At 64.2% G+C, this 26,508-nt stretch carries 23 protein-coding genes; 14 read left to right on the forward strand and 9 right to left on the reverse strand.

The features are described from left to right. Nucleotides 1-312: 312 nt before the first annotated feature. From AC3ENJ_RS09760 to AC3ENJ_RS09780, 5 genes are all read right to left on the reverse strand, one after another. Entirely contained in the window at nucleotides 313-3,678 is a 3,366-nt protein-coding gene (locus tag AC3ENJ_RS09760; RefSeq protein WP_431813889.1) for a DEAD/DEAH box helicase family protein, read from the reverse strand. Next, entirely contained in the window at nucleotides 3,678-4,814 is a 1,137-nt protein-coding gene (locus AC3ENJ_RS09765) for a restriction endonuclease subunit S (protein ID WP_431814078.1), read from the reverse strand. The genes AC3ENJ_RS09760 and AC3ENJ_RS09765 overlap by 1 nt, the downstream gene beginning before the upstream one ends. 2 nt (nucleotides 4,815-4,816) lie before the next feature. Next, nucleotides 4,817-6,277: a type I restriction-modification system subunit M gene (locus AC3ENJ_RS09770; protein WP_431813890.1), complete on the reverse strand. Its 1,461-nt coding sequence runs from the start codon at nucleotides 6,275-6,277 to the stop codon at nucleotides 4,817-4,819. 85 nt (nucleotides 6,278-6,362) lie between these two features. Further along, entirely contained in the window at nucleotides 6,363-7,025 is a 663-nt protein-coding gene (locus tag AC3ENJ_RS09775; protein ID WP_320415017.1) for a CPBP family glutamic-type intramembrane protease, read from the reverse strand. 64 nt (nucleotides 7,026-7,089) lie between these two features. Further along, entirely contained in the window at nucleotides 7,090-8,547 is a 1,458-nt protein-coding gene (locus tag AC3ENJ_RS09780) for an SDR family NAD(P)-dependent oxidoreductase (protein WP_431813891.1), read from the reverse strand. 161 nt (nucleotides 8,548-8,708) lie between these two features. Between AC3ENJ_RS09780 and AC3ENJ_RS09785 the strand changes: the two genes are divergently transcribed. Continuing rightward, on the forward strand, nucleotides 8,709-10,055 hold the full coding sequence (locus tag AC3ENJ_RS09785) for an APC family permease (protein ID WP_431813892.1): 1,347 nt from the start codon (nucleotides 8,709-8,711) through the stop codon (nucleotides 10,053-10,055). A 49-nt stretch (nucleotides 10,056-10,104) separates the two neighbouring features. Here the strand turns inward: AC3ENJ_RS09785 and AC3ENJ_RS09790 are convergent, their stop codons facing one another. Beyond that, nucleotides 10,105-10,560 carry an Lrp/AsnC family transcriptional regulator gene (locus tag AC3ENJ_RS09790; protein WP_431813893.1) on the reverse strand — a complete coding sequence of 152 codons (456 nt, stop codon included), beginning with the start codon at nucleotides 10,558-10,560 and terminating at the stop codon, nucleotides 10,105-10,107. Nucleotides 10,561-10,822: 262 nt separating this feature from the next. On the opposite strand from AC3ENJ_RS09790, the gene pdhA reads away from it, so the two are divergent. The 3 genes from pdhA to AC3ENJ_RS09805 are packed head-to-tail and all read left to right on the forward strand — an operon-like array spanning nucleotide 10,823 to nucleotide 14,664. Beyond that, nucleotides 10,823-12,022: a pyruvate dehydrogenase (acetyl-transferring) E1 component subunit alpha gene (gene pdhA, locus AC3ENJ_RS09795; RefSeq protein WP_431813894.1), complete on the forward strand. Its 1,200-nt coding sequence runs from the start codon at nucleotides 10,823-10,825 to the stop codon at nucleotides 12,020-12,022. Next, nucleotides 12,022-13,032 carry an alpha-ketoacid dehydrogenase subunit beta gene (locus AC3ENJ_RS09800; RefSeq protein WP_431813895.1) on the forward strand — a complete coding sequence of 337 codons (1,011 nt, stop codon included), beginning with the start codon at nucleotides 12,022-12,024 and terminating at the stop codon, nucleotides 13,030-13,032. Before pdhA ends, AC3ENJ_RS09800 begins: the two co-directional genes overlap by 1 nt. A gap of 3 nt (nucleotides 13,033-13,035) precedes the next feature. Beyond that, nucleotides 13,036-14,664 carry a dihydrolipoamide acetyltransferase family protein gene (locus tag AC3ENJ_RS09805; RefSeq protein WP_431813896.1) on the forward strand — a complete coding sequence of 543 codons (1,629 nt, stop codon included), beginning with the start codon at nucleotides 13,036-13,038 and terminating at the stop codon, nucleotides 14,662-14,664. Nucleotides 14,665-14,705: 41 nt separating this feature from the next. Here AC3ENJ_RS09805 and AC3ENJ_RS09810 read toward each other — a convergent pair whose 3' ends face one another. Together AC3ENJ_RS09810 and AC3ENJ_RS09815 are read right to left on the reverse strand one after the other, a co-directional pair. Then, nucleotides 14,706-15,827, reverse strand: coding sequence for a polyprenyl synthetase family protein (locus tag AC3ENJ_RS09810; RefSeq protein ID WP_431813897.1), 1,122 nt, complete (start codon nucleotides 15,825-15,827; stop codon nucleotides 14,706-14,708). Between the two features lie 4 nt (nucleotides 15,828-15,831). After that, entirely contained in the window at nucleotides 15,832-17,130 is a 1,299-nt protein-coding gene (locus AC3ENJ_RS09815; protein WP_431813898.1) for a cytochrome P450, read from the reverse strand. Between the two features lie 352 nt (nucleotides 17,131-17,482). On the opposite strand from AC3ENJ_RS09815, the gene AC3ENJ_RS09820 reads away from it, so the two are divergent. From AC3ENJ_RS09820 to AC3ENJ_RS09860, 9 genes are all read left to right on the forward strand, one after another. Further along, nucleotides 17,483-17,785: an urease subunit gamma gene (locus AC3ENJ_RS09820; RefSeq protein ID WP_190807783.1), complete on the forward strand. Its 303-nt coding sequence runs from the start codon at nucleotides 17,483-17,485 to the stop codon at nucleotides 17,783-17,785. Nucleotides 17,786-17,804: 19 nt separating this feature from the next. Next, the gene (locus AC3ENJ_RS09825; protein ID WP_190807784.1) at nucleotides 17,805-18,236 is read left to right on the forward strand and encodes an urease subunit beta; all 432 of its coding nucleotides are present in this window, start codon (nucleotides 17,805-17,807) and stop codon (nucleotides 18,234-18,236) included. Between the two features lie 42 nt (nucleotides 18,237-18,278). Next, on the forward strand, nucleotides 18,279-19,994 hold the full coding sequence (gene ureC / locus AC3ENJ_RS09830) for an urease subunit alpha (RefSeq protein WP_190807785.1): 1,716 nt from the start codon (nucleotides 18,279-18,281) through the stop codon (nucleotides 19,992-19,994). Nucleotides 19,995-20,071: 77 nt separating this feature from the next. Further along, a complete protein-coding gene (gene ureE / locus AC3ENJ_RS09835) occupies nucleotides 20,072-20,563 on the forward strand; it encodes an urease accessory protein UreE (protein WP_190807786.1) in 492 nt (163 codons plus the stop codon). An 18-nt stretch (nucleotides 20,564-20,581) separates the two neighbouring features. Next, nucleotides 20,582-21,271, forward strand: coding sequence for an urease accessory protein UreF (locus AC3ENJ_RS09840; RefSeq protein ID WP_223842115.1), 690 nt, complete (start codon nucleotides 20,582-20,584; stop codon nucleotides 21,269-21,271). A gap of 50 nt (nucleotides 21,272-21,321) precedes the next feature. Next, nucleotides 21,322-21,933 (forward strand): urease accessory protein UreG, encoded by a 612-nt coding sequence (gene ureG / locus AC3ENJ_RS09845; protein ID WP_431813899.1) that lies wholly within the window; start codon nucleotides 21,322-21,324, stop codon nucleotides 21,931-21,933. Next, the gene (locus AC3ENJ_RS09850) at nucleotides 21,926-22,885 is read left to right on the forward strand and encodes an urease accessory protein UreD (protein ID WP_431813900.1); all 960 of its coding nucleotides are present in this window, start codon (nucleotides 21,926-21,928) and stop codon (nucleotides 22,883-22,885) included. Before ureG ends, AC3ENJ_RS09850 begins: the two co-directional genes overlap by 8 nt. 58 nt (nucleotides 22,886-22,943) lie before the next feature. Further along, nucleotides 22,944-24,032 carry a HoxN/HupN/NixA family nickel/cobalt transporter gene (locus AC3ENJ_RS09855; protein ID WP_308495943.1) on the forward strand — a complete coding sequence of 363 codons (1,089 nt, stop codon included), beginning with the start codon at nucleotides 22,944-22,946 and terminating at the stop codon, nucleotides 24,030-24,032. Further along, a complete protein-coding gene (locus AC3ENJ_RS09860) occupies nucleotides 24,033-24,986 on the forward strand; it encodes an urea transporter (protein ID WP_308495944.1) in 954 nt (317 codons plus the stop codon). Nucleotides 24,987-25,040: 54 nt separating this feature from the next. Here AC3ENJ_RS09860 and AC3ENJ_RS09865 read toward each other — a convergent pair whose 3' ends face one another. Then, nucleotides 25,041-25,649: a LysE/ArgO family amino acid transporter gene (locus AC3ENJ_RS09865; RefSeq protein ID WP_308495945.1), complete on the reverse strand. Its 609-nt coding sequence runs from the start codon at nucleotides 25,647-25,649 to the stop codon at nucleotides 25,041-25,043. 185 nt (nucleotides 25,650-25,834) lie between these two features. Here AC3ENJ_RS09865 and AC3ENJ_RS09870 point away from each other — a divergent pair, with 185 nt between their 5' ends. Continuing rightward, on the forward strand, nucleotides 25,835-26,449 hold the full coding sequence (locus AC3ENJ_RS09870) for a malonic semialdehyde reductase (protein WP_190782268.1): 615 nt from the start codon (nucleotides 25,835-25,837) through the stop codon (nucleotides 26,447-26,449). Nucleotides 26,450-26,508 lie beyond the last annotated feature (59 nt).

A 26,508-nucleotide genomic window follows, 5' to 3' on the forward strand; every position in this document is an offset into this window, starting at 1 on the left:
GGTTTAGGCTGGGATCTGCTGGATGCCAATCACCATGTTGATTGGCTTAGCGCACACCGACACCACGTGAATTAGATTTCCAGTATCGGCGCCGCCCACGGGCTTCTGCGCAGGCTAGGGAAACCCCACCGAGTGCTCCCACAAGCCTCACAGCCCCGATTCGCCACTCCACCCCCACCTTTTCCGTCATCCCGGGAGTAGGCATGAACAACGCGACCAACGACCTGCACGAAAGGTACTGCCATTGGGGCCGGTGTGAAGCGAACGCAGCCACGTCCCGGAAACTTCCGTGGCTTACACCTTTCCCAGGAGTTAGGCCACGCCGGCTGCCTCGGCACGGTTCCGCACGTCATGCAGGATGTCCACGATGATGGTCAGGTCCGGGTCGGAGAACACCATGTCCGGCCCGTGCGGCGCACGGTCGGTGTACGGGGACTCGAACAGTCGGGACGGGGCCATGACACCGTTGGACGTAAGTTCATCAACCATCAGCTGAATGAACCGCATCTGATCCACGGAGTACCGGGAACCGTCCAGGAACTGCCGGAAGGTCTCCGCCACGGCCTCTCGATCCAATCCCACCAGGGAACGGATGAATACGCCCAGCCCACCCGATTCGTCAGAAGCCCGTTGAATGTCGGGCTCCTCGCCACCAGCCGCAACGAGCATCCTCTCCAACGATTCCAGATCCGCTGCGGTGAGCTGCTTGTTCCGGCGCAGTTTCTGCAGAGCCACGTGGTCTTCGTGTTTGCGCAGATAAGCCGATGCCTTGGCCCGGAAGCGTTCGAAGTTGGTGCCCGGCGTGACGGCGGATAGTTCGACGTCCGCCCGCTCCCCCAGGGTGTCCTCGAAATCCGTGTAAACCGGGTGCTGCCCGGTCCTCTCCACGAACTGCACCAGGCCGCGCACCCGTAGCCGAACCCGCTCCAATAACTCCAGGGTGACGTCAACCCACCATTCCTCTGTTGCGACCGCTTCCAGTAGTTCCTTCTGCTCCACCACGGACGGAATGGTGAGCTTGCTCAGCAGTGCTCCGGCTATGTCCTGGACCGCCTCCCGAGTCCGCTCGGCCGTCGCGGCGTCGCCCTCGAGTTGCGCGAGCTGGCGTTTGAGAATCAGCAGATCGAACCGCTTGGCCTGTTCGTCCGGGTCCTTCGCCGCGCTGGGAAGGCCTGCGAGCGAGAAGGCCTCCTGGGCGGCGTCGGAGTCCAAGCGCTCCCAGGCGCCCTGGTCGGCGAAGTGCTCAACGGCTCGCCGGTGCTGCCGCACCAGCACATTGTCCATACTCATGCCGCTGACGTACTCGAACAACGACCACGCCGTAGACGCCCGCAGTTTCGCATCCGTGCCGCGCTCGTCCAGCGCGGTGACCAGACCCACACGCTGTTCAAAGATCCGCTGCGACAGCGACTTCTGGGTGGAACCTTCCACGGTAGGGAGGTCTTGCTGGAAGTACTCGAGGTTGCTGCAGAAGTCGAAGACGTAGAAGTTTTCCTTGTCCTGGCCCGGGCCGTAGAGGCCGGGGCACAGCCGAGTACCACGGCCGATCATCTGCCAGAACTTGGACTTGGAGAACACCGTCTTGAAGAACACGAGGTTCACGACCTCGGGCACGTCGATACCGGTGTCGAGCATGTCCACACTGATCGCGATGTGCGGGGCCTTGTCCTTGATCGAGAAGTCGTCGATGAGATCCTGCGCTCGTGACACCTCATGGGTGATCACGCGGGCGAATCGCCCGCCGTATTCGGGCCACCCCGCGTTGAAACGCTTCTCGATGAACTCCGCGTGCTTCTGGTTCTTGGCGAAAATGATGGTCTTGCCCAGCCGGTCTCCGCCCGCGACCTTATGGCCTTCGCTCATGAGCGTTGCGAGGACTTTGTCCGTGGTGTCCTCGTTGAACAGGAACCGGTTCAACTCCTGTGCTCCGACTTCGTCGGGCGTATCATCCTCTCCCCAATCAAGGGCGTCCCACTGATCTTTCTCGTCTGACGAGAGGTCGCTGTACTTGATGCCCTGGCGGAGAAACTTGGTCCCCACGGACACGCCCCTGGGGGGAACCAGGTACGGCGGGACGTGGCTGATCGCCTCCTCCAGGCTGTAGGCGTCGGTGGGCACACCGTCCTCCAGGTTGAACAGGCGGTACGTATTGTGGTCCACCTCGTCCTTGGGTGTGGCGGTCAAGCCGACCAGCAGCGAGTCGAAGTACTCGAAGATCGCCCGGTACTTGGCAAAAACGGAACGGTGGGCCTCGTCGATCACCACGAGATCGAAGAACCCCGGCCCATACTTCCGACCCGATGCCACGTCCACCGCGTTGATGAGATTCAGCATGGTCGGGTATGTCGAGAAGAACACGCGGCCCTCGCCGGATTTGTCTTCCGTGAGTTTGACCAGCGGCGCGGAAGGTAGATGCTCCCTGAAGGCGTTCGCCGCCTGCGTGACCAGGGCCGTGCGGTCGGCCAGGAACAACACGCGCTTGACCCACCCCGCTTTGGATAGCTGATCGACCAGGGAGATCACCGTGCGGGTCTTACCTGTGCCCGTTGCCATGACCAGCAGGGCCTCGCGCTGCTTCTTATCGAACACGTCGTCGATGGCCCTGATAGCGCGGGTCTGATAAAAACGACCGGCGATCTCGGAGCTGACGGGAAAGTCCGACAGCGAACGGCGCGTGGCCCGCCGCTGGATCAGCAGCTCCAGTTCGTCGCGAGTGTAGAACCCCCGGACCTCGCGCGGCGGGTAGCCCGCGGCGTCGTCCCACAGCCAGTGCTCATAGCCATTGGTGTAAAAGATGACGGGGCGCCGATCAGTCTCCCGCTCAAGAGCATCCGCGTACTGCTTGGCTTGTTCCTGGCCGGCGACGGCGCTCTTGCGCGTTCGTTTCGCCTCCACCACCGCGAGCGGCAGGCCGTCCGAGCCCCACAGGACGTAGTCGACGAAACCCCTGCCGCCACCGGGGAGACCCGAAACGGGGTACTCGCGGTCGCGTTTCTCCGACAATGTCCACCCGGCCTCGCGGAGCAGGACGTCGATGAAGAGGTCCCGGGTTTCCGCCTCGGAGTAGTCATGGGTGTCCACGGCGGTCTTGGCGGCCTGCGCCTGCCGGACCTGTTCCCGCAGCCGCGCGTTCTCTTCCTCGTACGCCGCCTCCCTGGCCTCGGACGCGGCGCGCTCGCCGGCGAGGGCCTCGTCCTGCTCCTTGAACTTCCGCGCCAGGTCCAGCACCTGGTCGTGGGTGAGAGGCGCGGACTTCGCGGCCAGGGCCGGATCGAACTGGGAGCCGGTGGGGACTGACTCGGGCCGGGTGGAGTAATTGAAGGCGGCCCAGATAATGACGTCGTAGAGCTGCCGGAGCACGTCGACCGCCGTGCGGGCCGGGATGGGGCGGCTGTCATGCACCGCCGTGTTGCCCACCCGGCGCAGGAGGTTCAGCTTCTGCTGGATCCCGCCGCCCACGGTTGCCGTGAACTGTGCGTCGTTGGTGAGCGCCGCGAGATCGGTCTTGTACGGTGCGGGCAGCGGGATGAGCTCGTAAAGATGGCGCACCAGCAGTTCGACCGCCCGGCGCGCGTAGAAGCACGCCGACCGCGGATCCGACGCCATGTAGGACTCCGCCTGCGCGCAGTCCTGATGGATCTCCGAACACTCCGTCTTGATGAACGCGAAGTTCCCCATCACAGCTCACCCCTGAACGCTCGGGACTGCAGGGAGGCGAAGAGCTCGTCGTCGCGGTCGAGGGCCGCAACCATGCTCTCGCGACTCAGGTAAATTTTTCGGGCCGCGCGTGAAAAACTTTGTTGTTGTTCCATCATGGGTAGCGAAATTCTTACGCTAGCGAGAGTTTTCTGGTTTATTTTGTATGTACCATTCGTGGTACGAGCCAGTGATTCGATCTGATCACGCACCATTCTCTGCTTCCAGGCTACATCGAGAAATATTCTGTCGACCTGCCGATCATCGACATCACCGGCAATCATAGTGTCCGGAAATACTGTGTCGTCGAGACTGCAGGTTGGGAACGCACCTGCACCCACGAGTGATTTATTGCCATTACCCCGGCAAATCAAAAAGTCGGAAACATTAACGGTTTTATCTTGGACTGGTGGATTCTCAAATAGGCCTAGTTTGACTGCGGATCCCTCAAAATATCCCCGGGTTATCGCTGACAACGTGAGAACTTTAAATTTGACATGTCCGGTTTTTGACGGTGATATTCCATTCCGAAAACTATGGAAGAGAGAGCCTGCTGAAACTAGGGGGTTTCGAGAGTCACTAAACATGGAGATGAAAATCGACCGCAAAAGGAGATCGGATTTCTCAATCTGTTTTCTGCGCTTGACGCGGATTGCGTCGGCCTGGTCGAGGATCGCCGCGATCCGCCGCTGCTCGCCGAGTGGGGGGAGGGGGATGGGGAACTTGGCCAGCGAGGAGGGGCTGAGCCGTGGAAGATTGACTCCCGTGGTGCGAGACGTTGCATATCGAATCATCTCAGGTTGAGAAAGATAATGGGCGAGATAACCGCGATCAAGTTCCGCATGGGGGCGCAACGGAAGAATATCCGTGCTGCATATACCCGCGAAATCGGGACGACTGATCTTGCCAAGATTTGGGCGCAACTTGCCGTAGAGGATATGTTCCGGAAAAAAATAAAACTTTGAGCTCTTGAGGTCAATGTCTCCGACCTGCGGGTGTGGCAGTATCCGTCCGCCTCGTTCAATATGCTCCAACCCAATGTATGGAGTTTCTGGCGAAACTTCAGAGGGATGCACTCCCTTGCGGTCGAGAGTTACTACTTCCGAAAGGGGAACCATACTCACGACAGCATCCCCTTCAGCTCGCTCAGGCCCTCGAAAATCTCCCGCTCCAGCAGTTCGATGTCCGCGATGATTTCCAGGGGTGAGCGGTGTTCCACCTCTTCGTACTCGATCTCCTTGTACCGGTTCAGGGAGAGGTCGTAGGCCTGGGCGACGATCTCATCCTTGGGGACGCAGAAGGACTTCTCGGTTCGTGTTCGGTCCCGCTCGGTCGTGGTGCGGTTCTGCCACCGCTCCAGCACGTCCGGCAGATCATTGGCCTCGACGGGGTTGCGCTTGTCGTCCAGCGAGAAGCCGTCCGCCTGAACGTCGTAGAACCAGACGTCGTCGGTTCCGCCGGAGTCGGTCTTGGTGAACAGCAGGATGGCCGTGGAGACCCCGGCGTAGGGCTTGAAGACCCCGGACGGCAGTTTCACCACGGCGTCGAGCTTTTGATCCTCGACCAGGGTGCGTCGCAGAGACTTGTGGGCGGTCGAGGAACCGAACAGAACGCCGTCGGGAACGATCACGGCCGCGCGGCCGCCGGACGCGAGCAGCTTGAGAAACAGCGCAAGAAACAACAATTCGGTCTTTTTCGTCTTGACCGTGCGCTGCAGGTCCTTGGCTGTGGATTCGTAGTCGAGCGAGCCAGCGAATGGTGGGTTGGCGAGGATCAGGGAGTACTTCTCAGTGTCGCCGGACGCCCCTTCCGAGAGGGAGTCACGGTAACGGATGTCAGGCGCTTCGATGCCGTGGAGCAACATGTTCATGCTGCCGATGCGCAGCATGGTGGAATCGAAGTCGTAACCGTGGAACATGTTCTGGTGGAAATGCCGGCGCTGCTCGGTGTCGGTGAGCGCCGAGGGGTGGTGCTCGCGAACGTACTCCGAGGCCGCGACCAAGAACCCCGCGGTGCCACAGGCCGGGTCGCAGATCTCGTCGTCGGGCTGCGGGGCCCACATGTCCACCATGAGCTGGATGATGTGGCGCGGCGTGCGGAACTGGCCGTTGGTCCCGGCGGAGGCGATCTTGGAGAGCATGTACTCGTAGATGTCGCCGTTGGTGTCCCGGCTGTCCATGGGAATGTCGTTGACCATTTCCACGACCTTGCTCAGCAAGGAGGCTGTGGGGATGGTGAAGCGGGCATCCCTCATGTGGTCCGAATACGTGGAGTTTTCACCGTTGGGTTGCTGCCCCAGGCGCTGGATGAACGGGAACACCTCGGTGCTAACCACCCGGTACATCTCGTCCGGGTCCAGATTCTTGAAATGACTCCAACGTAAACGTTCCTGCCCGGGCAGGAATCGAGGGTTAGCGATTTCCCCACTGCCGTTGAAACGGGCCTTCTTCTCCTCCAGAGTGTGGAGATCGTCGAGGCGACGGATGAACAGCAAGTACGTGATCTGCTCGATCACTTCCAGCGGGTTGGAGATGCCACCTGACCAGAACGCATCCCACACCCGGTCAATCTTGCTTTTCAATGTTCCTGTCACCATGGCATCGATCCTATGGGCTGGGTACGACGCTAATACGGAAGCGCGCGGCGTGAGCCAAAGGCCCGACCACCTACACCACCCACGGCAACACCAAGAGCATGCTCAGTGACCAAATGAGGTGGGCGATGATCGGCGGGGTCAGCGACTGGGTCCGCTCGCGCAGCACGGCCACCATCACACCCATGGCGGCGGCCGCGAAGGCCAGGAGCGGCACACCGGCCAAGGCGGTGACGGCGGTGTACAGCACCGTGGTCACCAGGATCCGGTAGCCCGGCTTCAGGATCCTCCACAGCGCAGCCCTGTAAAACATCTCCTCCGCGACACCGTTGACCGCGGTGACGAGCAGAACCAACGCCAGACTGCCCACGCGTGCGTAGTCCAGGAGTTCATCCACCGGATCGCGGAGAAAGGGAACGTAGCGCACGAGGAAAGCGCCCGCGAAGAACAGGAGGGCCAAGAGCACCCCGCCCACCACGGCGTCGCGAACTCCACGCCGGGACGCGTGCCATCGAAACCTGCTGCCCACCATCCGCACCGCCACGGAACTACCCACCATGTAGATGGCGGCCAGGATGAACGTGGCCGGATAAAACCACGGATCCCCCGCCTGGATGCGCAGGGACCACGCGAGGACGGCCCCCGCCAGCACCGCCGTGGCCACGACGGCCCTGCGAGAAGCCCCTCCGGGCAATACCGGCAGGTCATCGGCGGAGACTGCTTTTGAATCCCTCACGGTGTTGCCTTTCACAAGGGTTATGGTCGGGTCTCTGTGGTGCCGGACCGCGGGAGACCGAGCGTCAGTCCCGACGCGGGTTCAAGGCCCGAATGGTCCCCGTGAGCACCGCGGCGAACGCGGTCCACCCGGCGTACGGTGCGAGTACCACTGCCTTTTCCTTGGACACCTTGCCAGATCTGCGCACCAGGTCCGCCGTGCTCGCGGCCAGCGCTATTGATTCTACGGCGGCGGGGCCCAGCTTCCGGCGGTCGAAGAACAAAATGCTCCACCCGGCATTGAGCACCAGGTTGGTCGCGAGCGCAGCAATGTATCCGCGTTTTTCCTTGGTGCGCCCCTGCTCGCCCAGATCCGCAATCGTCAGGGAGCCGATCGCGGCGATATCCGCGTAGAGGGCCGTCCAGGCCACGGGGAACAGCCAGGCGGGCGGCTGGAAAGCGGGTTTCTTCAGGGTTTTGTACCAGGTCGAGTTCGGTTTGGTCGCCAGCGATCCAACGACGGCGGTCGCGGTCACTCCCGCGGTGGTCGCCCAGAAAATCTTGTTCCACCGGGTAGTGTCCAGGTTCTTGACCGCGGCGCGCACCGCGTCCCGGAACGAGGTGTAGCCACCCGGCGGCGGGCCGACATAATCGTCCAGGTCGCGCTCGCGCACCACGGTGTCGTGCTGGAGGCTACCGATAAGCGGGCGCACCAGAGTCGACTTCACCGGGGTGACCAAACCGATCCAGTACGCTGCCAGTTCCGCGGTGGTCACCGGTGCAATGAGGAAGAAGCGCGGGATCTTGTCCAACGCATTCGCGTACTCCTTGAGCATGTCCGCGTACTCGAGGGGCTCGGGCCCGCCCACGTCAAAGGTGCGGTTCACGTCCTCGGGTAGGTCCGCGGCCCCCACCAGGTAGTGCATCACGTCCGCCACGGCAATCGGGTGGATGTGGTTGCGCACCCACTTGGGGGCAATGGCACCGGGAAGCCGCTCGGACAAGTGCCGAATCATGGTGAAGGACGAGGACCCGTCCCCGATCACCACACCGGTTTGCAGTGCCGCGGTGGGAACGCCGGAAGCCATCAGCACCTGGCCCACCTCCACGCGGGACCGCAGGTGGTCGGACAGGTCTTCCGTGGCGGTATCCGCGGGGTGGAGTCCGCCGAGGTAGACGATCCTCTTCACGTGCGCGTTGCGTGCGGCCGTGGCGAAGGTGTCCGCCATGGACTTTTCTTCTTCCACGAAGTTCTCTGTGTTTCCCATGGAGTGCAGCAGGTACCAGGCGACCTCTACATCCTCCATGGCGCGGGCGATGTCCTGGGCGTTGGAGGCGTCACCCTCAATGACTTCCGCCTCACCGGGTCCTGCCTTGTGGCCATCGGCCACCACACGATCACCCCAGGACAGGTGACGGACCTTGTCCGCGCTGCGGCTGAGCAGGCGTACCCGCCACCCTTGCTCCAGCAGTTTCTGGGCTACGTTGCCGCCGATATATCCGGTGGCACCGGTGACCAGTGCCAATCGTGTGGTCTCACTCATGTTGCAGCTCCTGACATGGGCGGCGCCTCGATGGCGGGCGGCACCCGTGGTTTTTGAATCACTGTACGCGGAGCGAATCCGCGGCGCCGGGAAGGGGACGGCTGTAAAGCTGTGCGTATCCAATGCGTGCCGTCCGTGCGGCGGCGACCTATTGTCGTGTCATGAATCATGCCGCCGGTTCGTCACCCACTCGCTCCCCGTCCCTGGCCCGCACCGTCACCACCGGTGGGTTGTTCCTGTTCATCCTCGGAGACGTGCTCGGGGCGGGCGTCTACGTCCTGGCCGGGGAGATCGCCAAGATCTCCGGGGGTGCCTTGTGGGTTCCCCTGCTGGTCGCACTGCTGCTGGCCCTGCTGACCGCCGGTTCGTACGCCGAACTCGCCACCAAGTACCCCAGGGCCGGAGGGTCCTCGCACTACGCGACCCGCGCCTTCGGACCGTTCGTCGGTTTCCTGGTGGGCTTCTGCATGCTGTCCGCGGGCATCGTCTCCGTGGGCGCGTTGTCGCTCGGTTTCGCCGGGGACTACCTGGCCGTGTTCGTCGAACTGCCCACGATCCTGGTGGTGGTGTTGTTCCTGGGCTTGCTGGCGGCCCTGAATACCCGCGGCATCTCCGAGTCCCTGGGCGCCAACCGCGTGGCGACAATTATCGAGGTGTCCGGGTTGTTGCTGGTGATCGCCCTCGGTGCCCTGGTGGTGATCCGAGGGGAGGCCGATCTGGGGCGGCTCACGGAACTCGGCACCCCGGAGAACGGACCGATCGCCGCGGTGCTGGCCGGCAGCGTTCTCGCCTTTTACTCGTACGCGGGGTTCGAGACCAGCGCTAATCTCGCCGAGGAGACCAAGGACCCGGCTCGCTCCTACCCGCGCGCCCTGTTCGGTGCGCTGATCGTCGCCGGTGTCATCTACGCCCTGGTGGGGGCGGCCGCATCGGCAGTGGTGCCCACCGAGGAGCTCGCCGGCTCCAGCGCCCCGCTTGCCCAGGTGATCTCCGCGGCCGGGATCGTCCCGCCGATCGTGTTCAGCGCCATCGCGCTGGTCGCCGTCGCCAACGGCGCCCTGCTCACCGGGATCATGTCCTCTCGCCTCGCCTACGGGATGGCGGTCGACGGGCTGTTGCCCTCGGCCCTCACCCGGCTGTTGCCGCGCCGACGCACCCCCTGGGTCGCGATCGTGGTGACCACCGCCCTGTCGGTGCTGCTGGCACTGACCGGAACCATCGAAGTGCTGGCCGGGGCCATGGTGCTGCTGCTGTTGGTCGTGTTCCTCGCGGTCAATGCCTCGGTGCTGGTACTGCGCCGGGACCGCGCGGACCACCGCCACTTCCGCGTGCCCGTCTTCCTGCCCATTGGTGGGATCGTCTCGTGCCTGCTGCTGATGACACAGGTCGAGGGCGAGGTCTGGCGGCGGGGTCTGCCGTTCCTGGCGGTTGCGCTCGTACTCGCCGCAATCGCGGTGTGGCGCCGGAAGTCGAGCCGGGATAAGGCCGCCGTTTCCACCGACAACTGAGCGTCCCCGAGCGCCGGCCGGGAGCCCCACGGCCCGGCCTACTCGCGGCTCACCCCCGCGCATCCACGTCCTCGAAAATAAGGAAGGTCTGGGTGTCCACCACCTCGGGCATGGGTTGGATCATCTCGAAAATCACGTCGCGCAGTTCCGTGGTGCTACTGGCCCTCACCAGCAACATCACGTCGAACGTGCCGCCCACCAGCGCCACGTGCTGCACCTGAGATATTTTCCGCAGCTTGGCGCACAGCGACGGCCACGTGTTCTGCTTCAGCCGCACGGTCACGTACGCGGACGCATCCAGTCCCGCCCGTACCGGATCAATCACCGCCGTGTACCGCAGAATCACGCCCTGATCGTGGAGCTTCTTGATCCGTTCGTAGGCGTGCGCACGCGAAATATGCACCCTGCTCGCCAGCGCCGTCACCGACTGCCGCGCGTCCCGCGTCAATTCGTCCAGGATCCGCCGATCCGTATCGTCCAGATCCGCCCGCCGCTTCTCCGCCATCTCGTTCCTCGTTCTCCGTTCACATCACCGACGACGCCGCCGGCCTCCGCCACGCCCACCCCGCCCACCGGCCGAGGACCGACGGGGTCAATGAGTCATCTGACAAACCGTCATGACGTGCATCACATCAGATCATATTGTCCACGATGAGCCTCTGAAGCGCACTTTCGTCCAGTGTATCTCGGAATTGGGGAGACAACAGGCCGCCAGTTCCCATACTTGGATCACGAAACGTCTGAACCAACCATGGAAGGGGTCGGCCATGAGCGAGCCCACTTCACCCGGCGGCGATCCCGCCTCCGAGAACTCCACTCCCGTGATCCCCGCGGTGGAGGCGTCCAAGAACTTTGGCATCACCCCGGAGGCCTACATGCTTCCGGCGGCCAACGAGATCCAGCTGCTGGCCCCGGACGGTCAGCCCGTTCCGGACAGTGAACAGGGTCCCGAACCGGGACACGAGTACCCCGTGCCCTCCACCGAGCAATTGCTCAAGGCGTACGAGAAGCTCGTGGTGGGCAGGCGCATCAATGACCAGAACATGGCGCTGGTCCGCCAGGGCCGCATGGCCGTCTACCCCTCCAGCCACGGCCAGGAAGCCTGCCAGGTCGCAGCGGCCATGTGCCTGGGTGACAACGACTGGCTGTTCCCCACCTACCGCGATTCCGTGGCGGTGATGTCCCGCGGCGTGGACCCGCTCGAGGTCATGAGCACGTTCCGCGGTGACTGGCACGGCGGCTTTGACCCCCGTGAGTACAAGGTCAGCATTCAAGCGACCCCGCTCACCACGCAGCTGCTGCACGCGGTGGGTGTGGCCCACGCGGCCAAGCTGCGCGGCGAGGACACCGTCACGCTGGCCATGTGCGGTGACGGGGCCACCTCCGAGGGCGACTTCCACGAGGCCCTCAACTTCGCCGCGGTGTTCCAGCTGCCGGTGCTGTTCCTGGTGCAGAACAATGGCTACGCGATTTCCGTGCCGCTGTCCTCCCAGACTCACGCTCCCACCTTGGCGCACAAGGCGGTCGGCTACGGCATGGCCGGCGAGCGCGTGGACGGCAACGACCTGGCGGCCCTGCTGTCCGTGCTCGGCCGTGGCGTGGAGCTGTGCCGGCAGGGCAAGGGCCCGCTGCTGGTGGAAGCCATGACCTACCGCATGCAAGCGCACACCAACGCGGATGACGACACCCGGTACCGCGAGCGCGACGAGGTCTCCGAATGGGTGGCCAAGGACCCGATCACGCGGATGCAGCGCTACCTCACGGATCAGGACGCCCTGGGCGACGCCACCTCGGAGCGGATCTCCGCGCACGCCGAGGACATGGCCAAGCGCCTGCGCGAAGCCATGGCCGGCAAGCCGGAACTGGATCCCCAGGACTTGTTCCGCCACGTGTACAGCGAACCCACCCCCCAGTTGCGCGAGCAGGCAGACCTGCTGGCCGACGAACTGTCCCGAGAGGAGGCATGATGAGCGTTTCGAAAATCAGCTTTGCCAAGGCGCTGAACACCGCCCTCGCGGACGCCCTGGAAGCCGATCCGAGCGTGTTGGTCTTCGGTGAGGACGTGGGCACCCTCGGTGGTGTCTTCCGCATCACCGACGGCCTGACCGCCACGTTCGGTCGTGAGCGTTGCTTTGACACCCCCCTGGCGGAGTCCGGGATTATCGGCACCGCCGTGGGCATGGCCATGAACGGCATGCGCCCGGTGGTCGAGATGCAGTTCGACGCCTTCGCATACCCCGCGTTCGAGCAGATCGCCTCGCACGTGGCCAAGATGCACAACCGCACCCGCGGCAAACTGGGCATGCAACTGGTCATCCGCATCCCCTACGGCGGCGGCGTGGGCGGCGTGGAACACCACTGTGACTCCTCGGAGTCCTACTACGCCCACACCCCGGGCCTGAAGGTCTTCACCCCGGCCTCCGTCACGGACGCCTACCTGATGTTGCGCGAGGCCATTGATTCCCCGGACCCGGTGGTGTTCTTCGAGCCCAAGCGGCTGTACTGGTCCACCGCCCAAATCGACCTGGACGAGCTGCGCGAGCAGTACGCGAACGGCACCGCTGCACAACGCGAGGGGCACGCCGTCGTCGCCCGGGAAGGTACGGACGCAACCCTGATCAGTTACGGCCCGTCCGTCCCCGTGTGCTTGTCCGCGGCGGAAGAAGCCGCCCGGGACGGTCTGAACGTGGAGGTCATCGACCTGGGCACCATCGTTCCCTACGACGACGAGACGGTCGCCGCCTCCGTGCGCAAGACCGGCCGCGCCGTAGTGGTTGCCGAGGCGCAGGGGTTCGCGTCCGTGGCCTCGGAGATCGTGGCGCGCACCCAGCAGCGCTGCTTCCATTCGCTGGCCGCGCCGGTGCTGCGGGTGACGGGATTCGACATCCCCTACCCCTCGCCGGCCTTCGAGCACCATCACATTCCCAGTGTCGAGCGGATCCTCGACACCCTGGACGAACTGCAGTGGGAGGACTGACCCGTGAGTATCAATGTGTTTCACCTGCCCGATCTGGGCGAAGGTCTCACCGAGGCGGACATCCTGCATTGGCTGGTCGCCGAGGGTGACACCGTGGCCATGGACCAGCCCATTGTGGAGGTCGAAACCGCCAAGTCAGCGGTGGAGATCCCCAGCCCGTTCGAGGGCACCGTTCACAAACTGCACGGTGCCGAGGGCGAGACGCTCACGGTGGGCCAGGCGCTGATCGCGGTCTCCGACGGCGCCGAACCCCCGGCCTCGGAGGGTGCCCCGGCGCCCGCGGCGGAGGCCTCACCCGCCGGCACTGCCGATTCCCCCGAGCCCACCCAGGGCGCCGGCTACCGCGAGGAAGAGCGCGCGGGCACCCAGCCGACGGCCGAGGAATCCGCTGATGACAGTTCCGATGAGTCCTCCGGCAACGTGCTGATCGGGTACGGCACCACGTCCGGAGGTTCCTCCCGCCGACGCCGCCGCGGCAAGCCCGCGCGCACCTCCGGCGGGTCCGCGACCGGCCAGGCCGGTGCCGCCTCCCACACCCACGACGCGCTCACCGCCGCACCGAGGATGGCCCCCACGGTCATCTCGCCGCTGGTGCGCAAGCTCGCTAAGGAGCACGGCGTGGACATCACCTCGCTCACCGGCACCGGCCCGGGCGGGTTGATCATGCGCCAGGACATCAGGTCCGCCCTGGACCAGGTGGACGATCAAAGGCGCCGCTCGGATTCCGCGGGACCCGCGCCCACCGGTCTTGCCACGCCACCGCCCGCTCCCCCGGTTCCGACCGCTCCGGCGGCTCCCGTACCGTGGCCCGCCAACGCGTCCGACCCCGGCCATTCGCTTCCCACCAGGGGCGGCGCGGCACCGGCTGCGGGCGCGGCGGCGTCGTCGAACGTCGGCGCGCAGGACGTGGACCCGCGAACCGGCCTGGCCGTGGCGCAGCGTGAGCCCGTCAAGGGAGTGCGCAAGGCGATTTCCGACGCAATGACGCGCTCGCGCACCGAGATCCCCGAGGCCACCATTTGGGTGGACGTGGACGCGACCGAGCTGCTGAACCTGCGCGCAAGTTACAAGGCGAAGGACCCGGAGAACGCGCCAAGTCTGCTGGCGCTCCTGGCCCGCTTCACGCTGGCCGGGCTGCGCGCCTACCCGCAACTGTGCTCGCGATGGGAAACGCACGAGGACGGCACCCGGTCGATAGCGCGGTTCACCGGCGTTAATTTGGGCCTGGCCGTGGAATCCGAGCGCGGGCTGCTGGTACCGAACCTGCGCAACGCGGACCAGCTCACCACCGTGGAACTCAACCAGCGGATGCGCGAGGTCATCGAGGTGGCCCGTTCCGGCAAGGCGAGCCCGTCGGAACTGTCCGGGAGCACATTCACGCTCAACAACTACGGTGTGTTCGGCACGGACGGCGCCACACCCATCATCAACCACCCCGAGGTGGGCATCCTGGGCATCGGGCGCATCATCGACAAGCCGTGGGTGGTCAACGGTGAACTCGCGGTCCGCAAGGTCACCACCCTGACCCTGGCCTTCGACCACCGCGTGTGCGACGGCGGTTCCGCGGGCGGCTTCCTGCGGTTCATCGCCGACGCCGTGGAGGACCCGACCAGCGCGTTCCTGCGGATGTAACTGGTCAAATTCCTGCGGACGCAACGCATTGTGCGGTGGGCCTACCGGGTCCGCCGCATAATAGCGTCCGTGGCCTCCGTCAGTTGCGCCACCAGTGCGGCCGGTAGCTGCGAGTCCTCCAGCAGGTTCTTGGCCCGCTGGGCGGCCTGCTCGGCCATCCGCTCCACGCCGGCGCGCGCGCCGCAGCGTTCCAGCAGGTCCTTGGCCGCGTGGGCGTCCCCGTCGCTGAGACCGCCTACCGCGACCCGGTCCAGGATCTCCCGCAGCTTGGGCCCGTACGGCCCGTGCTCGGCCAAGGAAATGAGCATGGTCCGCTTGCCCTCGCGCAGATCAGATTGAGCCGACTTGCCGGTCCGTTCCGGGTCCCCGAAAACGCCCAGGACATCGTCCGCGAGCTGGTAGGCCGTACCCATGGCCCGCCCGACATCACCGAGCACGTTGACGTCCGCCACGGGAGCCCCACCCAGCACGGCTCCCGCGGTCAGCGGTGCCTCGAAGGAATACGCGGACGTCTTCAGCCGGGTGGCCAGCAAGATCTCCTCGTTGGACACGGTCACCCCCGGCAGCGCGTGCTCCACGTCCAGGAACTCGCCGGCCGCCGAGCGGAACACCGCTTCGTCCAGGATCGCGAGCAGTCGCAGCAGCCGCGATTCCGGCGCGTGGGACGTGGCGATCAGCCGATACGCGCCCGTGAGCGCGAGGTCCCCGGCCAGGATCCCCACGCTGCGGCCGTACTGTTTCGTGTGTTCCGTTTCCACCGCCGACGCCGCTCGGTCACCCACCGCCATGCGGGTTGCGGCACGACGTTCGGCCGCCGCGTTGATCGTGAGTTGGTGGCGGCGTAGCTCGTCCTGGTCGATCACGTCGTCGTGGATGAGCAGAGCGGTGTGCAGCAGCTCGAACCCCGCCCCCGCGGCATTGATCACCGGGTGCACAGGCCGGGCCGGATACGAGTGGGCGGCCATGTGCAGCAATTGCGGACGCACGCCCTTGCCGCCGTTGGCCACGCGGGCGATTTCCCGCCACAGCTGCGCGAACCGCGGATTGACCTGCTCGGCGCGCTCAATCGCGTTGTTCAAGAACCCCTGAAGGGTCTTGGATGCGGTGAACTCCTCCACGGGCCGGCCGGTGCCGCTCTGCGTGTAGGAGGAGTACTTCTTCATGCCCCTATTTCAGCACACCGCTCTGACCGGCTGCAGCGTATCCCACGCGCAATCCTTCCACGCGGTAAGCGGCAATCAACGGGTCCGTGAACAGTTCGGGCGTGGTCAGTTGTATGACGTCTCGCTCGAACAGTTCCCGCAGGAACACGTCCGATTCCTGGATGGCCACGAAGTGGCCGGGGCACCGGTGAGCGCCGTCGCCGAATGCCGCGCCCTCGGGACGAACCCCGCGCGCAATGTCGCGTCCGGGACAGACTTCCCGGGGCGTGTCGAAGACCTCGGTGTCCACGTTGGTGTCCTTGATGGACATCGTGATCAAGTCACCGGCGGGAATCTTGTGGTGCTGACCGCGGTGCTCGAGTTCGATGTCCTGGGCGGCGCGCCGATAAAGCAAACCCACCACGGGTTCCAGGCGCAGAATGTCGTACAGGATCGCGTACCGCTCACCCTGGCCGGCCACCTTGTACCGCTCCAGTAGCTGTCGGTTGTCCAGCAGGTGCCACGCGGCCATCGCGATGAACTCGCGCGTGGTGATCATGCCCGCCGCCGCGTAGGTGAGGCACTCGGTGGCGATCTCGGTCAGGGTGTACTGCTGATCGAGCAGGTGCGAAATCACGTCTGCTCTGCGCCGCCTCTTGCGAGCTCTGACCGCCGGGCGGACATCGCGCCACGTGAAGGTGGCCACCGGCAGGTTGCCGATCACCGAGCGGATGGCAAACCATGCCCTGCGCCAGGGCGTGCGGGGCGCCTCGGTGGGATCGCCGTGGTCGCCGAACAGTTTCATGAGGCGCTTGCCCATGGCGTCGGGGTCGCTACCCTCAAGGCCCACGATGTGGGCGGCCACCCGCACGGAGTACCCCATGGTCGCCTCGCTCAGATCCAACGAACCGGTGCGGTCCAACTCGGCCATGGCCTCCCTGGCGTACCGGTCCATCAGCTCTCGATAAGTGGTGTCCACGGTGGTCGGAGCGAAGAAGCGCGCGATCTTGGAGCGTTGTTCGCGATGCTCGGGGCCGTCCGCGAACAGCACCGGGATGCGGGCTTTGCGCAGCCCCGCCCGCGCTTGTTCGGCGCGGAAACCGGCCTGCAACGTTCCCTGGCTGCGCAGCACCTGACGCGCCAGCTCCAGTGACGTGATGCGCCAGGTGTCCCCCACACGCTCAAGGGGAACGTGGGTGTCCCATTCACCGTCGGTAGCTTTTCGCTGGTCCGGGTCCTGACTGTCGGTGCGCCCGGTGACCGGGCAGTGGTTCGTGTCCGAGGCGCGCTCGGATCCTTCGGGCGCGGTGTGTTCGGCACTCATATCACCCATTGTCACTCATGAGGGCGCACGTGGATACAGCGCGCCAGACTTCCGATGCTGAGCGCGCCCATGTGTCGCCAGCACCTGCGCTCGTTCTCGGACGGGGCTCGCGTCCGAATACAGCCGTTCCGGGCATCCGCGTTTCCGGTGGTGCGGGATTTCGCGGTGGACCGCTCCGCCAGGGTCATCTCCTGCCTGGTCAGGCCGAACATTCATATGCTGTTCTTCTGAAAGTCTCCTTGGGGAGCAAATTTAGTGAGGTACGCTATCCTTCTTCCCGATCTACCAGGTGGGCAACCAACGGCAATGGACCACAGGCAAAGACGGGACCAACTGCGAGAAGGGACCGAGCATGCATTTGCAGCCCAAAGATCAAGAAAAACTCCTGGTGGTGGTTGCCGCTGACCTGGCCCGCAGACGGCAAGCTCGCGGCCTCAAGCTCAACTACCCGGAAGCCATCGCCATCATCACCTACGAACTCCTGGAGGGGGCCCGGGACGGCCGTACGGTGGCAGACCTCATGAGCTGGGGAAGCACGATCCTGACCAAGGACGATGTCGGGGAGGGTATTGCTGAGATGATCCCGGATGTCCAGGTGGAGGCCACCTTCCCGGACGGCACCAAACTCGTGACCGTGCACCACCCCATCCGTTGAGATGAAGCGAGGAAGAATCATGAACCCCGGAGAGTACATCCTGGCCAAGGACCCCGTCGTGTGCAATGAGGGACGCGAGGCCATCAGCCTCGAGGTCCTCAACCGTGGTGACCGCCCCGTGCAGGTGGGCTCCCACTTTCACTTCGCCGAGGCCAATCGCGCCCTGGAATTCGATCGCGAAAAGGCCCTGGGCCACCGCCTGGACATCCCCGCCGGGACCGCCGTGCGCCTGGAGCCGGGGGATTCCACCACCGTCAAGCTGATTCCCCTGGGAGGCGACCGCATGGCCTTCGGTTTCCGCGACCTCGTGGACGGTCCGCTGGACGCCCGCGCAGCCACACCGTTCGACGGCGGCAGCTCACACGAGAACTCGCCGCGCCACGAATCCGCCGCCGGCGACGCGCCCCAGCCGCTCCATCAACGTGACAACTTCTCCAACGAGACCCGCTGAACGCGGCCTTTCCACGACACGACGCCAGACAAGAGGGCAAGCATGAGTTTTGAATTGAGCCGAGAGCAGTACTCGAGCCTTTACGGGCCCACCACTGGTGACGCCGTGCGCTTGGCGGACACCGAACTCTTCGCCGAGATCGAGAAGGACCTCACCACACCGGGCGAGGAAGCAGTCTTCGGTGGCGGGAAAGTGGTTCGGGACGGCATGGGCCAGAACGGGCAGCTGGTGCGCGACGTGGGCATTCCCGACCTGGTGATCACCAACGTGATCATCATCGACTGGACTGGGATCTACAAAGCGGACGTGGCCGTGCGTGACGGTCACATCCTCAAGATCGGCAAGGCCGGAAACCCCCACATCATGAATGGGGTGGACATCGTCATCGGAGTGGCCACGGACGTGATCGCGGGCGAAGGCAAGATCCTCACCGCGGGCGGGATCGACACCCACATCCACTTCATCAGCCCGGACCAGATCGAAACCGCATTGGTCTCCGGGATCACCACGATGATCGGCGGTGGCACCGGGCCCAGCGAGTCCAGCAAGGCAACTACCATCACACCCGGCGAGTGGAACATCCACAACATGCTCCGCTCCTTCGAGGAATTCCCCATGAACTTCGGGATTCTCGGCAAGGGCCACGGCTCCTCGATCTCCCCGATGGCCGAGCAGATCCGGGCTGGGGCCATCGGGCTGAAGATCCACGAAGATTGGGGGGCCACCCCCTCGTCCATCAACACCTCCCTCCAGGTCGCTGACGAGTACGACGTGCAGGTTGCAATCCACACCGACACCCTCAACGAGGCCGGGTTCGTGGAGGACACGCGCGCGGCGATCGCTGGCCGCGTGATCCACACCTTCCATACCGAGGGCGCCGGCGGCGGTCACGCACCGGACATCATCGAACTGGCCCAGGACCCCAACATCCTGCCCGCTTCGACCAACCCGACTCTCCCCTACACGCGCAACACCATCGAAGAGCACCTGGACATGCTCATGGTCTGTCACCACCTGAACCCGGACATCCCGGAGGACGTGGCATTCGCCGACTCCCGCATCCGCAAGGAAACCATTGCGGCCGAGGACGTGCTGCAGGACATGGGGATCTTCTCAATGACTTCCTCGGACTCCCAGGCCATGGGACGGGTGGGAGAAGTCATCTTGCGCACCTGGCAGGTGGCCGATTCCATGAAGCGTCAGCGCGGCAAGCTGCCCGAGGACGAGGGGAAGACCGGGGACAATTACCGCATCAAGCGGTTCATTTCCAAGTACACGATCAACCCGGCGATCGCCCAGGGCATCTCCCACGCGGTCGGTTCGGTGGAAGAGGGAAAGTTCGCGGATCTGATCCTGTGGGAGCCCAAGTTCTTCGGTGTGAAGCCCGAACTGATCATCAAGGGCGGGCAGATGGTCCACGGGATCGTGGGAGACCCCAACGCCTCCATTCCCACGCCGCAGCCTCGGTGGTACCGCAAGGCCTTTGGTGCGTACGGTAAGGCCGTGGCGGGCAGCTCGATCACCTTCATGTCCAAGGCCTCGATCCGCGCGGGCGTACCCCGCCTGCTGAAGCTGGACAAGGTGGTCCGGGCCTGCCGGGACATCCGGAACCTGAAGAAGTCAGACCTGAAGTTCAATGGTGAGACCCCCCAGTTGCGCGTGGACCCCGAGACCTACGAGGTCCGGGTGGACGGTGAACTCGTGACCTGCGAACCGCAAGAGCACCTGCCGCTGACTCAGCGTTACTTCCTGTTCTAGCGACAACGAGCCGCACCGGGAGCTCAAGAACCCCAACCGTCCCCATCAAGGACAGGACTTCAGAAAGGGAGGTTTTCGTGATCGTCACCAAGATTCTGGGCAACGTCCACGTCCCGTCCGACCAAACGCTGCTGGCCGGACGACACGTGGAAAAGGTGACCCTCTCCAGCGCCGATCTGGTCAAGCGCATCCAACGGCTGCACACCGATCACGGCCACGAACTCGGCCTACGTCTGCCGGCCCAGGCGCCGGACCTCAAGGACGGGGACATCGTGATGATTGATGACTCCGGAGAACAGGGCAACGCCGTTGTGGTCCAGGTGCTGCCCACCGATGTATTGGTGATCACCGCCCATAGCATCCAGGACATGGCATTCGTGGCTCACAGCCTGGGTAATCGGCACCTGCAGGCCCAGTTCTTCGGGAAGGACAGCGAGTACGAGGCCGAGGTGATGGTGGTTCAGTACGACCACACGGTCCAGGACTTCCTGGACCATCACGGGGTCCCGTACTCCCGTCAGGAACGCGTAATGCCCGTGCCGTTCCGCCATTCCGAGCACACGCACTAGACCGTGCCGGAATCAAGTATGCCCAGCATCCTGGGCCTCATGCAGCTCACGGACTCGGCCTTACCCACTGGGGCGTTCAGCCACTCCTTGGGTTTCGAGACGTACATGCACGCTGAGTGGGTGAAGGACGAACAGTCCTTCTCCACCTGGCTGGAGATGTTCGTGGAGCAGCAGCTGACCTACACCGACGCCCTGGCGATCCGGCTGGTCTACATGGCCACGAGTTTCGAACAGATCGAGGACCTGGACGAACTGGTCACGGTACAGGCCCTGCCCCGACAGATCCGCGAAGGCGGGATGACGATGGGCAAGCGCCTGCTGAGTATCGGGGCGGCCTCATACCCCGGCGACTGGGTGGAACGGTACCGACAGGGCGTGGCCGACGAGCACTTGCATGCCCACCAAGCCACGGTCTGGGGAGTGCTCGCCCGGAACCTCGGCGTCGCGGAGGAGACCGCGGTGGCATCCCACCTGTACGCCACGGTGATCTCGTTGACCCAGAACGCGGTACGCGGTATCCCACTGGGGCAGAACAGCGGTCAAGGAGTGATCCGCAAGGCCCAGGACTGGGTGATACGCGGCGTCGAAACCTCTCGGGAACTGGCCGAAAAGGGGCTGGCCGAGGAGGTCCTGGGCTCGTTGGCCCCGGGCCTGGAGATCGCGCAGATGAACCACGAAAGGCAACGTGCCCGGCTCTTCATGAGTTGAACGCGGTGTACCAGAAATACCAAGCAGATACAGAATCGCAGGAGAACATTATGGATCCCGTCATCATCGGCATCGGAGGCCCCGTCGGGGCGGGCAAGACCCAACTCATCGAGCGATTGACGCGTGCCATGAGCAAAGACATCTCGATGGCCGCCATCACCAATGACATCTACACCATTGAGGACGCCAAGATCCTGGCCCGCAACTCAGTGCTGCCCGAAGACCGGATCGTCGGGCTGGAGACCGGCGGCTGCCCGCACACCGCGATTCGCGAGGACACGTCCATGAACGAAGCCGCGATCGAGGATCTGAAGAAGAAATTCCCGGACCTACAGGTGATCTTCGTGGAATCCGGTGGAGACAACCTGTCCGCGACCTTCAGCCCCGAGCTGGTGGACTTCTCGATCTACGTGATCGACGTGGCCCAGGGGGAGAAGATCCCGCGCAAGGCCGGTCAGGGCATGATCAAGTCGGACCTGTTCATCATCAACAAGACGGACCTAGCCCCGTACGTGGGCGCGGATCTCAGCATCATGGAAAAGGACTCCAAGGTTTTCCGCAAGGACAAGCCCTTCGCCTTCACCAACCTCCGGACCGATGAGGGCCTGGAGAAGGTCCAGGACTGGCTCCGCCACGACGTCCTATTGCTCGACCTTGTCTGAGACCGCTATCGGGTCCGCTACGACCTCGCCCCAGGCCCCCGCCGCGGGGAGCCCCCGTTCCGAGACGACACCGCCCCGTTCGGCGTGGACCGGCCAGTTGCGTCTGTCCGTGACGACCAGGGAAGGCCGCTCCTATGCGGCCAGGCAATTTCACGAAGGCGCGCTGCGGATCATGCGTCCGCATTACCTGGACGATTCCGGGCAGGTCACCTACACGGTGATCAACCCGGGGGGTGCGTACTTCGGGGCTGACACCTACCTGATGGACGTGGAGCTCGCAGAAGGTGCGTCTTTGGCCCTGACCACGCAGTCCGCGACCAAGGTTTATCGCACTCCGCAGGGCCCGGCCTCTCAGCACCTGAACGTGCGGCTGGGGCCGGGTAGCGTGCTCGAGTACATCCCGGACCAGCTGATCGTCTATCGCGGTGGTTCCTACCTCCAGAAGACTCTCGTGGAGATGGACTCCACCGCCTCACTGTTGCTCGCCGAGGTCGTCACCCCCGGGTGGTCCCCCTCCGGGAAGTCCTTTGCCTACGACGAGCTGCGAATGCGCACAGAGGTCCGGGTACTCGCCCCCCGGGAAGAACCTCACACCACTGTCGCCCGCGCGCGCCGCCTGGTGGTAGATCAATTGCGGATCCGACCCGGTGAGCACGAGGACGTGACCGGCATGGGTCTCATGGAGGGCAACAGCCACACCGGTCAGCTGTTGATTGCGGATCGCCGTCTGGACGCGGTCAGCTATGAGCGGCTGACCGAACTGGTAGACGCCTCACGGACCCATTCGGGCATTACCCGGGTCGATACGGGTGCAGTTCAGGGGGTGCGGTGCGTGTGTATCCGTTCTCTGGCCGGTTCCACCGAGGACATCGCGTCCCTGCATCGGGCTGTGGCCGACGTCCTGCGCCGGGAATGGCGCGGACAGGATCCCGTATTTCTGCGGAAGTACTGAGCCCTGCCCCAGCGCAGCCATACTCCTACTTCTCCGCATTGTCCCCAGAAAGAAGATCGTGACCGCTGCACCCCACTCATTCATCTACCGCCGATACGTGACCGAACGCGACCGGCTGCCGTTGCGCGTACGGGTCACGCTGACGTTGGCGGCCATCGCCGCCATCCACCTGCTGGCCGCGGGCTTGCTCGCGACTGCTTTGACACCCGGCAGCCAACCGCTGGCGTTGGGGATCGTGCTGACCGCTTATGTGGCCGGCATGAAACACAGCTATGACTGGGACCACATCTCCGCGATCGACAATTCCACCCGTAAATTCGTGGCGGACGGGATGAACCCGGCCAGCGTGGGGTTCGCGTTCAGCCTGGGGCACTCGCTCGTAGTGACTCTGGCGGGAACCATGGTGGTCGCGGGCGCGCAGTTCGTACACGGCGCCTTCGAGGAAGGAAGCATCGCCAATCACGTACTCGGCCTGATCGGCGCGGGGGTGTCCGGGGGATATCTGTTGCTCCTAGGCCTGTATAACTCCAGCGCTTCGGTGCGTCTGATGCGCAGGCTCTCCCGCGGTGAAAGAGTTTCGGGGGGACATCATCACGGGGAGGACGGCAACTGGGGTCTGATCTCGAGGTTGTTGAAAAAGCCGTTGGAACGGGTGCGCCGCCCCCGGGACATCTTCATCATCGGTTTCCTGTTCGGACTGGGATTCGACACCGCGACAACAATCGGTTTGCTGGTCCTGACCGTCACGGCTTCTCTGGCGGGCGTCCCGCCCCTGGCCCTGTTGGGCCTGCCCGTAGCCTTCACGGCCGCCATGACCCTGTGCGACACCCTGAACGGGCTGGGCATGATGAAGCTGTACTCCTCTGCCCTGACCGGGGCCGGACAAAGGTTGCGTTTCAACACAACAGTCACCGTGATCTCCTCAGTCTCCGCGCTGTTCATTGCCGTGATCACTCTGGGCGGCTTCTTCAATGAACTCCTGGGGCTGCAGGACCCGGTGACCTCCGCGCTGGCCGAGGTGGACCTGGGCGACGCCGGGTTGCTCCTGGTTGCCGTCTTCGCGCTGGTCTGGCTCGCATTCTGGCTGAGCCTCCGGGCAAAGCCGGGAAAGAACGCGGATGACACAAAGATCGAGGTCAGAGCATAAGTGGGGCTTCTCACCAAAACGTTCGAGGGTTTCGGCATTGTGTTGCGTGGGATCGCGCAAGTCTTTTTCCTCAATAACCCGTGGAGCGGCGCATTGCTGCTGATCGCAATGGGCTTGATACATCCCTGGATTGCCGCCGTGGTGTTCCTGGGCAGCGCGCTTCAATCCCTTGGCGGTTGGGCACTGAATTCTCGGCAGGCCGTCCGGGAGGGGACGATGGGATATAACGGCGCACTGGTGGGTGCCGCCGCCGCGGCCGCCCTGGGTGCCCCCGGTCCGGCGGTACTCATGACCGTCGTCGGTGCATTGGCCTGCATCCCGGTGCACGAGATCGTGCGCACGCTCTTCGCCTCCAGGGCCTTGGGATGGGCCCACCTGCCGGTTTCCACGGCCCCGTTCTGCATCGTGGCCGGGCTGCTGTTCGATCTCCTGTGGCCCTTGGTCCAGCCCGGGACCCCTACCTCCCGGGAAGACCTCTTTGAGGGCATCATGCTGGGTCTGTTCAACAACTTCTCCGAGGTGGTCCTCTCCGACGGAATACTGCCGGGTCTGCTGATCGTGATCGCGCTGTTCGTGGGCGGGATGCGTATCGGCGTCTTCGGGCTTGTCGGTAGCCTCACCGCCCTCGCGGGGGCCTTCCTGGTTCACGAAAGCGTGATCCAGGTCTCCTCCGGGATGCTGGGTTATTCGGCAGTTCTAGTCTCGATCGCCCTGGGTGCCGTGGTGTGGCAGGGCAAGCCGCTGTGGATGCGGGCCGGCGGTGCCATCGGGGGTGTGGTGCTGACCATGCTCCTCCAACCGGTGCTGAGCCTCACCCCGGTCCCGCTTTACACGTGGCCCTTCCTGTTGAGCCTGTGGACGAACATGCTGGCGGTGGCGGCAGTGGAGCGACTACGACGGGGCAATACGGGTGTTGTCTCGGCGCGAAGCGGGCCCGAGTACCAGCCTTCTTGAGCTTTGTACGGCATCTCAAGAGAAGTCTGTAGGGACGGGTCAAAGGTGGAATCTTCAGACCGCCGGGTTCAGCGCCAGCATGAGCGCAATGACCAACATGACCACTCCCACGAAAACGTCCACGATGCGCCAGGTCAGCGGCGTATTCAAGACCCGTGACAGCGCCTTGGCTCCGGTGCCGAGCGCAATGAACCAGATGACGGAGCCCAGCATGGCGCCGATGGCGAAGACCCAGCGCTGCTCGCCCTGCTGGTTGGCCAGGTTGCCCAGCATGATCACGGTGTCCAAGTAGACGTGGGGGTTCAGCCAGGTCAGGGCAAGGGTCGTGAGCACCACGGATGCCCGGGAGCCGCTGCCCTCCCCCGCAGCCTGCAACCCCTGCGGTTTCATGGCCGAGCGGAACGACTGGATGGCGAAGCCCACCAGGTAGATCACGCCACCCCAGCGGAAGATCTCGAGCAACCACGGCACGCGTTCGATCAGGAACCCGATTCCCACGGTGCCCGCGGAAATCAGGAACACATCCGAAGCAATGCACAAGAGCACCACGGCCCAGACGTGCTGACGTCGAATGCCCTGCCGCAGAACAAATGCATTTTGGGCACCGATCGCCACGATGAGGGCCAACCCGGTCAGCATGCCGGGGATGAACACGGAAGTCACCCGACCAAACTAGTGCCTGCATCCAACCACCCCGAATCCCGGGCTGCGCGCGACGTTACCTTCCTTACATCGGGACTATCTCGGTCACCCGCACCGTTATACTTTCCGATGAAACAATTTCCCGGAAAGTGCCCGCGCGTCGTCGGCGTGGGTGCGCGAACCGGGAGAACACGAGAGGACGCATAATGACCGAGACCGCAATCGCTGACCTGACCGTAGCCATCGACCGGGACGCCGTGGACCGCCTGTTCTACGACGCCCGCACCGCAAGTCACTTCACGGATGCCCCCGTGACCGATGAGCAGAAACGCACCATTTACGAACTCACCAAAATGGGCCCCACCGCGTTCAACTCCCAGCCCATGCGCATCACCTGGGTGGAGTCCCCCGAGGCCCGCGAGCGCCTGGTCCAACACATGAGTCGCGGCAACCAGGAGAAAACCCGCAACGCACCGCTGACCGCCATCCTCTCCTATGACGAGAACTGGCACGAGCACTTCCCCGAGTTCCTCCCGGCTGCCCCGCACATGAAGGGTATGTACGACGAGAACCAGGACATGCGCATCACTAGCGGCAAGGCCAACTCGCACATCCAGGTGGGTTACTTCATCATTGCCGCCCGTACCGCAGGCCTGGCCGCCGGCCCCATGACCGGATTCGACCCGGCCGGCGTGGATGCCGAGTTCTTCGAGGGCACCGGCAAGCATTCCATCGTGGTGGTCAACCTGGGCACCCCGGTCGAACCCGAGTACGCGCGCAACCCGCGCTTTGACGTCGAGGATGTCACCGAGACCATTTGATCTCGCCTTCGCATCGACCGGCTGCAAGAGCCCACGACGCCGCTGGGCCCGGTTCCGCA

It is taken from the genome of Kocuria sp. cx-455, assembly GCF_057707085.1.

What these genes read in the sequence shown, in the direction of transcription:
- AC3ENJ_RS09760 (WP_431813889.1), bottom strand. Translation starts at nt 3,678, where the DNA reads ATGGGGAACTTCGCGTTCATCAAGACGGAGTGTTCGGAGATCCATCAG.
- AC3ENJ_RS09765 (WP_431814078.1), bottom strand. Translation starts at nt 4,814, where the DNA reads ATGGTTCCCCTTTCGGAAGTAGTAACTCTCGACCGCAAGGGAGTGCAT.
- AC3ENJ_RS09780 (WP_431813891.1), bottom strand. Translation starts at nt 8,547, where the DNA reads ATGAGTGAGACCACACGATTGGCACTGGTCACCGGTGCCACCGGATAT.
- AC3ENJ_RS09785 (WP_431813892.1), top strand. Translation starts at nt 8,709, where the DNA reads ATGAATCATGCCGCCGGTTCGTCACCCACTCGCTCCCCGTCCCTGGCC.
- AC3ENJ_RS09790 (WP_431813893.1), bottom strand. Translation starts at nt 10,560, where the DNA reads ATGGCGGAGAAGCGGCGGGCGGATCTGGACGATACGGATCGGCGGATC.
- pdhA (WP_431813894.1), top strand. Translation starts at nt 10,823, where the DNA reads ATGAGCGAGCCCACTTCACCCGGCGGCGATCCCGCCTCCGAGAACTCC.
- AC3ENJ_RS09800 (WP_431813895.1), top strand. Translation starts at nt 12,022, where the DNA reads ATGAGCGTTTCGAAAATCAGCTTTGCCAAGGCGCTGAACACCGCCCTC.
- AC3ENJ_RS09810 (WP_431813897.1), bottom strand. Translation starts at nt 15,827, where the DNA reads ATGAAGAAGTACTCCTCCTACACGCAGAGCGGCACCGGCCGGCCCGTG.
- AC3ENJ_RS09815 (WP_431813898.1), bottom strand. Translation starts at nt 17,130, where the DNA reads ATGAGTGCCGAACACACCGCGCCCGAAGGATCCGAGCGCGCCTCGGAC.
- AC3ENJ_RS09820 (WP_190807783.1), top strand. Translation starts at nt 17,483, where the DNA reads ATGCATTTGCAGCCCAAAGATCAAGAAAAACTCCTGGTGGTGGTTGCC.
- AC3ENJ_RS09825 (WP_190807784.1), top strand. Translation starts at nt 17,805, where the DNA reads ATGAACCCCGGAGAGTACATCCTGGCCAAGGACCCCGTCGTGTGCAAT.
- ureC (WP_190807785.1), top strand. Translation starts at nt 18,279, where the DNA reads ATGAGTTTTGAATTGAGCCGAGAGCAGTACTCGAGCCTTTACGGGCCC.
- AC3ENJ_RS09840 (WP_223842115.1), top strand. Translation starts at nt 20,582, where the DNA reads ATGCCCAGCATCCTGGGCCTCATGCAGCTCACGGACTCGGCCTTACCC.
- ureG (WP_431813899.1), top strand. Translation starts at nt 21,322, where the DNA reads ATGGATCCCGTCATCATCGGCATCGGAGGCCCCGTCGGGGCGGGCAAG.
- AC3ENJ_RS09870 (WP_190782268.1), top strand. Translation starts at nt 25,835, where the DNA reads ATGACCGAGACCGCAATCGCTGACCTGACCGTAGCCATCGACCGGGAC.